Genomic DNA, 6,069 nt, shown 5'->3' on the forward strand with positions numbered 1-6,069 from the left:
AAAGCAGTCCCGCCTTACGGGAACCGCAGGCGGGACGCTGGAGAGGAATTAGTCGGCGATGCGGACGGCGCCTGCGAAGGGGCGGTTGCCGAGGGGGGCGATGCGGACGACGTCGCCGGTCTGGGGGGCGTGGACCATCATGCCGCCGCCGATGTAGATGCCCACGTGGTGCAGGTCGCTGTAGAAGAAGACCAGGTCGCCCGGCTGGAGCTCCTCGCGGGAGATGTGCCGTCCGGCCGTCCACTGGTCGCCCGTGTAGTGCGGCAGTGAGATGCCGACGGTCTGGTAGGCGGCCATGACCAGGCCCGAGCAGTCGTAGGTGCTCGGCCCTGCGGCGCCCCAGACGTACGGCTTGAGCTGCTGGGTGAGCGCCCAGCGGGCCGCCGCGGCGGCCTTGCCGGAGCCGACGACGGGCAGGTTGACCTTGACCGCGCGGGTGCCGGGGCGGCCGGCCTCGCCGATGGCGCGCTTGTAGAGGTTGCTCTCGACCTTGGCGACCAGCTTGCTGATCTTGTCGCGCTTGTCGGAGAGGTCGGTGACGAGCTTCTGCACCTCGGTGATGCGGGCGTTGGCGCTGTCGCGGGCGCGCTGGGCGGTTTCCATCGCCTGGGTGATCTGGTTGACCGCAGCGCCCTGCTGCTCCTCGATGACGTAGGTGGTGGCCGCCCGGTCGAGGAAGGTGTTGGGGTCGGTGGATCCGGCGAAGGCCAGGGCCTTGCCGAGGCCGCCGGAGATGTACTCGTTCGTGGCCAGCTCGGAGGCGATCGCGCGCTTGGACTCGAGCTGGGCGTTGCTGTCGGCGAGCGTCTTCTTGGCGATCTCGACCGACTTCTTGGCGGTCTTCAGCCGCTCGCGCTGACCGTTGTACTGCTCGGTCAGCGTCTCGATCTGTGTGTGCATCGCCTGCACCTGGGCCGACAGTTCCTTCAGCGAGGGCTTGGGCGCGGCGGTGGCGGAGGTCACGGGCAGGGCAAGCACTAAGGCCGTCAGGGTGGTGGCGACGACGGCGAGCCTGCGGGCGAGACGTTCCGGAGGGCGGGCATTCTTGCCCGCCTGCTTCCCCCCGCGGTCGCGCGTGCGCTTCACCAACCAGCTCCTTTCTGCGGCGCCTACCGGGTTAGCTGACGGGTTCGGGCCGGAGCAGCCCTACCGAGCGGCGGTGCTCGGATTCACCCCGGTGATGGCGCGTGGCCACCGGTGGGTCCCCGGCTCCCCTTGCGGGGATTGGGCGCGTCACCCAGAAGGGTGACATCGACGGTGGACACTAGTGCACCTGCGGTTCGTGCTCAACCAGAACTGCCAAGTCCGTAGAGGTTTCGCAACCGGAGGGTCACGAGGGGATCACGCGGACAGCCGTGCAGGATCGACTTTACGTCCTGTTTGCCCCAGCTTTGACCGCGCCTGATGGGATTCCAGGTTGAAAGGCTGATCGTGGTCGTATGGCCACATCATGTGACTACTACTCGTATACGGAAGAGTTAGGGATGAGCCGTAATGGGATCGGTAGGCTGAGCGCCCATGGAGCAGGCCGCCGAGCTGGCAGTCAGTGAAACCGAGGTCCCCGAGGTCGCGGTGCGGCGTGCCCGCACGCCCGACGTCAGGATGATCAGGCGACTCGTCGACGCCTATGCCGGTGCAGGTCCACGCCTGCTGGAGAAGGCCACCGTGACCCTGTACGAGGACGTGCAGGAGTTCTGGGTGGCCGAGCGGGGTGGGCAGATCGTCGGCTGCGGCGCGCTGCACGTTCTCTGGGAGGATCTCGCCGAGATCCGCACGCTGGCGGTCGATCCGGAATTCCGCGGGCTGGGGGTCGGTCACAGAATCGTCTCGGCCTTGATCCACACCGCGAAGGAGCTCGGTCTGCGCCGGGTTTTCTGCCTCACATTCGAGGTCGACTTCTTCGCCCGACATGGTTTCCGCCCGATCCAGGGCACCCCGGTCTCACCCGAGGTCTACGCCGAACTGCTGGCCTCGTATGACGAGGGTGTGGCCGAGTTCCTTGATCTGGAACACGTCAAGCCGAACACCCTGGGCAACACCAGGATGCTGCTCCACTTGACACCGGGTGACTCGGTCCTTGACTAATGGGAAAGATGATTGTTGATACCTATGCCGATACGTTGGGCCACACAGGCATGTGCCACATGCGCACTCGAAGCGAGGTGACACGGTGAGCACCGGACAGCCGCCGTATCCACAGGACGATTCCGGCGAGAATGCTGCCGGGACTCCCGAATACGGCCAGCAGAACGTGGGCCGGCCCCAAGGCGAGCCCGACCCGGACGTGACGGTCGTGGGTTACCGGGCCGATGACTACAACCAGCAGCCCAATTACGGGCAGCAGCCCGGATATGGCCAGCAGCAGCAGTACGGCCAGCAGCCCCAGCAGGGGCAGCAGCAGTACGGCCAGCAACCGCAGTACGGCCAGCAGCAGCCCGGCTACGGGCAGCAGCCTCAGTACGGCCAGCAGCCCGGTTACGGGCAGCAGCCGCAGTCCCAGCAGTATGGTCAGCAGCCGCCTTCCCAGCCGCAGTACGGGCAGCAGCCCCAATCGCAGCCGGGTTACGGGCAGCAGTACGGCCAGCAGCCCTCGGACCCGCAGTACGGCCAGCAGCCTTCGGGCCCGCAGTACGGGCAGCAGCCCCAGTCCCAGCCGGACTACGGCCAGCAGCCGCAGTCGCAGCCTGGCTACGGTGACCAGCCGGGTTACGGCCAGCAGCAGTACGGCCAGCCCGGCTACGCCCAGCCGGGTCAGCAGCAGTACGGCCAGCCCGGCTACGGCCAGCCCCAGCAGGGCTACGGCCAGCCGGCCTACGGTCAGCCCGGTTACGGCCAGCCGGTCGGCGTCCAGCCGCCCGGCGCGCCCGCGCCGCTGGCCGAGTGGTGGCAGCGCCTGGTGGCCAGGATCATCGACATCGTCATCTTCGTCGTGATCGGCCTGATCATCGGCGCCATCTTCACCGCCGTGTTGCTCGCCAGCTACGACTGGCGCACGGGCACCATGAGCGGCGGCATGAGCGCCTTCGCGGTCGGGATCATCACATCGGTCCTCATGACCGCGCTCTACATCGGCTACGAGTTCTTCCTCACCAAGATGAAGGCTCAGACGCTGGGCAAGATGGTCATGGGCATCAAGATCGCCCAGGTGGGCGGTCCCGTGCCGCTCGGCGGAATTCCCAACGACGTGGCCCTCAAGCGGGCGGCGCTGACGTGGGGTGGCTACATCCTCAACCTCATCCCGTTCCTCGGGTGGCTGCTCGCGTGGCTGGTGGTGGGCCTCCAGGGTGCCTCCCAGCTGTGGGACAAGCCGATGCAGCAGACCTTCGCCGACAAGGTGGCCAACACCGTGGTTGTGAAGGTCAAGTAGCGTTTTCCGCGCAAATCAGGGGCCGGCAGCGTGCCGGCCTCTGTTTTGTGTGCGGCCGGGGGCGGCAAAATAGGAGGCACCCGATCGAGCGAGGTGGGCCATGGCCGGGATGCCGCGGTGGACCGGCACGGTGCCCGCTGAATGGTGGGAACGGCTCGCCGCACGCGTCATTGAAGCGCTCGTGTTCGGGGTCCTCTATTACATTCTGTTCATCGCGCTCTGGGCTCTCTTCCGATCTGTCGGGTTGTTGGAGGCCTTCAGCGGCCGGCTGTCCGGTGTCTTCGCATGGCTGCTCGCCGGGATGGCATATACCGGCTATGACTGGATCGCGCATTCCGCTCGCGGCCGGACCTTCGGCCAGGCGATCATGCGGATTCGGGTGGTGCCCGTCGAAGGCGAGCTTCGCTCAGGAGCGCTGCTGAAACGAGCGCTGGTGTATCCGGGGCCGGCCATGGCCATGGGCATTCCCGTGGTGAATCTGCTGGTAGGAATCTTCGTGTTCTACAACGGCCTGCGTATCTTGATCGACAAGCCGTTCCAGCGCGGGCTGGATGACCGGGTGGCGGGAACACGGGTCATCAAAGATCCCCGCTGAGGCCCGCGTACCTGCGAAGACGGATTTTCGCAAAGTTTTCTGATGATCCGGTAAGGGTGCTGGAGAGACTGGCATTAGGCTATGGGGCATCCGGAGTCCCCGGAGGTTGGTGCCCCCGGCGTGTCGGCATCGTCGCCGCACCGCTATGGTTCGGGTGCGGGTGGTAACACCGCATGGACAGCGGGCCGTCCGGCTCGGCTGGCGCAGCGTCGCGTTACATGCGCATAAAGCTCCCCGAAACCCCCGTGCCAGTGGAGTCGAGGAACGAATGCAAGGCCTTACGGACGTTTTGTGGCGCCCGTGATGGCCGTCGCGGCGTAGCCATTGGCGTAGTGAAGCCGGTCGGCCGGGAGCCTCCAGGGGCGGGGGCCAAACGACCGGGGGCCGGCGGACAAGCACAACTGAGCCGCCGCTCAGCGAATCTCCGTTGCGTTGAATTGTCTCAAGGCCTTTCCGGGTATATGTTTGGGCAGGCGAATGAAGCAATACTCCGAAGGGAATGCGTAGATGGCCAAGCAGATCCAGGAGATTCTCATCGATGACCTCGATGGGGGCGAGGCCAATGAGACGGTCAGCTTCGCTATTGACGGCTCCTCCTATGAGATTGACCTCAGCGACCTTAACGCCAAGAAGCTGAGGGACGCGCTGTCGCCTTTCGTGCAGCACGCCCGCAAGTCGGGCGCCGTCTCCGCCCGTCGCAGCCGGCGTGGTGGTCAGCGGTCCATGAGCCGGGAGAAGAGCTCCGAGATCAGGCAGTGGGCCAAGGCCCACGGCCTGCCGGTCAGCGAGCGCGGTCGTATCGCCTCCACGGTGGTGGAGAAGTACGAGGCGGCCCACTGACGCAGTCATCATGTGGCGACCATGCGCTTATGCCGACCGCCTAGAACCCCGGCGGCCGCCATAAGCGCATGATCATTTGGTGCGCTTCTCAAATGCTGGACGCACCGACCTCCTCAAACGAGGACATTTTTCCCGCGCGTCCCATACTCGTCCAGGGGCGCGCGGTTTTTGTGTGACGGGGTCCACGGCGAAGGATTTCCTGTGGGCCCGCTCCCAGCTCTGGTAACCGTCCTGACCGGATGGCCGGATTTGGCGACAGTCTGTCGGCAACATCGCGCGATCCCCGGCGGGCACGGGCTTCCCGGTGGCGGGTCGTGCTGTCAGTTGGCTGTCTTTGACTCGGCCCATAGGATGTTTAGTGGAAGCGGCATCCGGGAGGGGTGGGTAGAGGCTGGCTCCTCTGCGCGCTCCGATGGTGGATCCGTCTTGATCCGCGGGCGCCTAATTCCAGCCGCCTTCCGCAGAGCGTCCTAAACATCGTTCGCTTGCGGCGTATCGGGAACACGTCACCCCCGAACGGTAGTTGGATGGAGGGTGAACGCCCTGCTCTCGGGGAACGCTTCTGCTATAGAGCGTGTCAGCGGCAGAGGGCACGGTTCGCCGAGCCAGGGCTAGCATGCGGGAGGACGGGACCGGATTTACCGGCCTGACTGACCGCTCTGTGAGGAGCGACGAGATGTTCGAGAGGTTCACCGACCGAGCGAGGCGGGTTGTCGTCTTGGCCCAAGAAGAGGCCAGGATGCTCAACCACAACTACATCGGCACTGAGCACATTCTTCTTGGTTTGATCCATGAGGGTGAAGGCGTGGCGGCCAAGGCTCTGGAGAGCCTCGGTATCAGCCTTGAGGGTGTGCGTCAGCAGGTCGAGGAGATCATCGGCCAGGGACAGTCGGCTCCGTCGGGGCACATTCCGTTCACCCCGCGGGCCAAGAAGGTTCTTGAGCTGTCGCTCCGTGAGGCTTTGCAGCTGGGTCACAACTACATCGGCACCGAGCACATCCTGCTCGGTCTCATCCGCGAGGGTGAGGGTGTGGCGGCCCAGGTGCTGGTCAAGCTTGGAGCTGATCTCAACCGTGTCCGGCAGCAGGTCATCCAGTTGCTCCACGGCTACCAGGGCAAGGAGCCGGCCGCGGCCGGCGGTCCCCAGGAGACGGCCCCGTCTACCTCCCTGGTGCTCGACCAGTTCGGCCGCAACCTGACCCAGGCCGCCCGCGAGGGCAAGCTGGATCCGGTCATCGGCCGCGAGAAGGAGATCGAGCGGGTCATG

At 65.6% G+C, this 6,069-nt stretch carries 6 protein-coding genes and 1 riboswitch; of the genes, 5 read left to right on the plus strand and 1 reads right to left on the minus strand.

Annotated elements, in window-relative coordinates:
• Nucleotides 1-48 precede the first annotated feature (48 nt).
• Entirely contained in the window at nt 49-1,086 is a 1,038-nt protein-coding gene (locus ACIBHX_RS49455) for an NlpC/P60 family protein (RefSeq protein ID WP_397075624.1), read from the minus strand.
• Between the two features lie 5 nt (nt 1,087-1,091).
• Nucleotides 1,092-1,241: riboswitch (cyclic di-AMP (ydaO/yuaA leader) on the minus strand.
• A 277-nt stretch (nt 1,242-1,518) separates the two neighbouring features.
• Between ACIBHX_RS49455 and ACIBHX_RS49460 the strand changes: the two genes are divergently transcribed.
• The 5 genes from ACIBHX_RS49460 to ACIBHX_RS49480 form a co-directional block, all read left to right on the plus strand.
• Complete coding sequence (locus ACIBHX_RS49460; protein WP_397075626.1) at nt 1,519-2,085, plus strand: amino-acid N-acetyltransferase; 567 nt, start codon at nt 1,519-1,521, stop codon at nt 2,083-2,085.
• Between the two features lie 85 nt (nt 2,086-2,170).
• Complete coding sequence (locus ACIBHX_RS49465; protein ID WP_397075628.1) at nt 2,171-3,367, plus strand: RDD family protein; 1,197 nt, start codon at nt 2,171-2,173, stop codon at nt 3,365-3,367.
• A gap of 100 nt (nt 3,368-3,467) precedes the next feature.
• The gene (locus ACIBHX_RS49470; RefSeq protein WP_397075630.1) at nt 3,468-3,962 is read left to right on the plus strand and encodes an RDD family protein; all 495 of its coding nucleotides are present in this window, start codon (nt 3,468-3,470) and stop codon (nt 3,960-3,962) included.
• 507 nt (nt 3,963-4,469) lie between these two features.
• Entirely contained in the window at nt 4,470-4,802 is a 333-nt protein-coding gene (locus ACIBHX_RS49475; protein ID WP_397075632.1) for an Lsr2 family protein, read from the plus strand.
• Nucleotides 4,803-5,478: 676 nt separating this feature from the next.
• Nucleotides 5,479-6,069, plus strand: a 591-nt coding sequence (locus tag ACIBHX_RS49480; RefSeq protein ID WP_397075640.1) for a Clp protease N-terminal domain-containing protein, incomplete at its 3' end; no start/stop codon positions are given.

Origin of the sequence: Nonomuraea sp. NPDC050536 (assembly GCF_044457685.1) — a bacterium.
Taxonomy (GTDB): domain Bacteria; phylum Actinomycetota; class Actinomycetes; order Streptosporangiales; family Streptosporangiaceae; genus Nonomuraea.

What these genes read in the sequence shown, in the direction of transcription:
- ACIBHX_RS49470 (WP_397075630.1), top strand. Translation starts at nt 3,468, where the DNA reads ATGGCCGGGATGCCGCGGTGGACCGGCACGGTGCCCGCTGAATGGTGG.
- ACIBHX_RS49475 (WP_397075632.1), top strand. Translation starts at nt 4,470, where the DNA reads ATGGCCAAGCAGATCCAGGAGATTCTCATCGATGACCTCGATGGGGGC.
- ACIBHX_RS49460 (WP_397075626.1), top strand. Translation starts at nt 1,519, where the DNA reads ATGGAGCAGGCCGCCGAGCTGGCAGTCAGTGAAACCGAGGTCCCCGAG.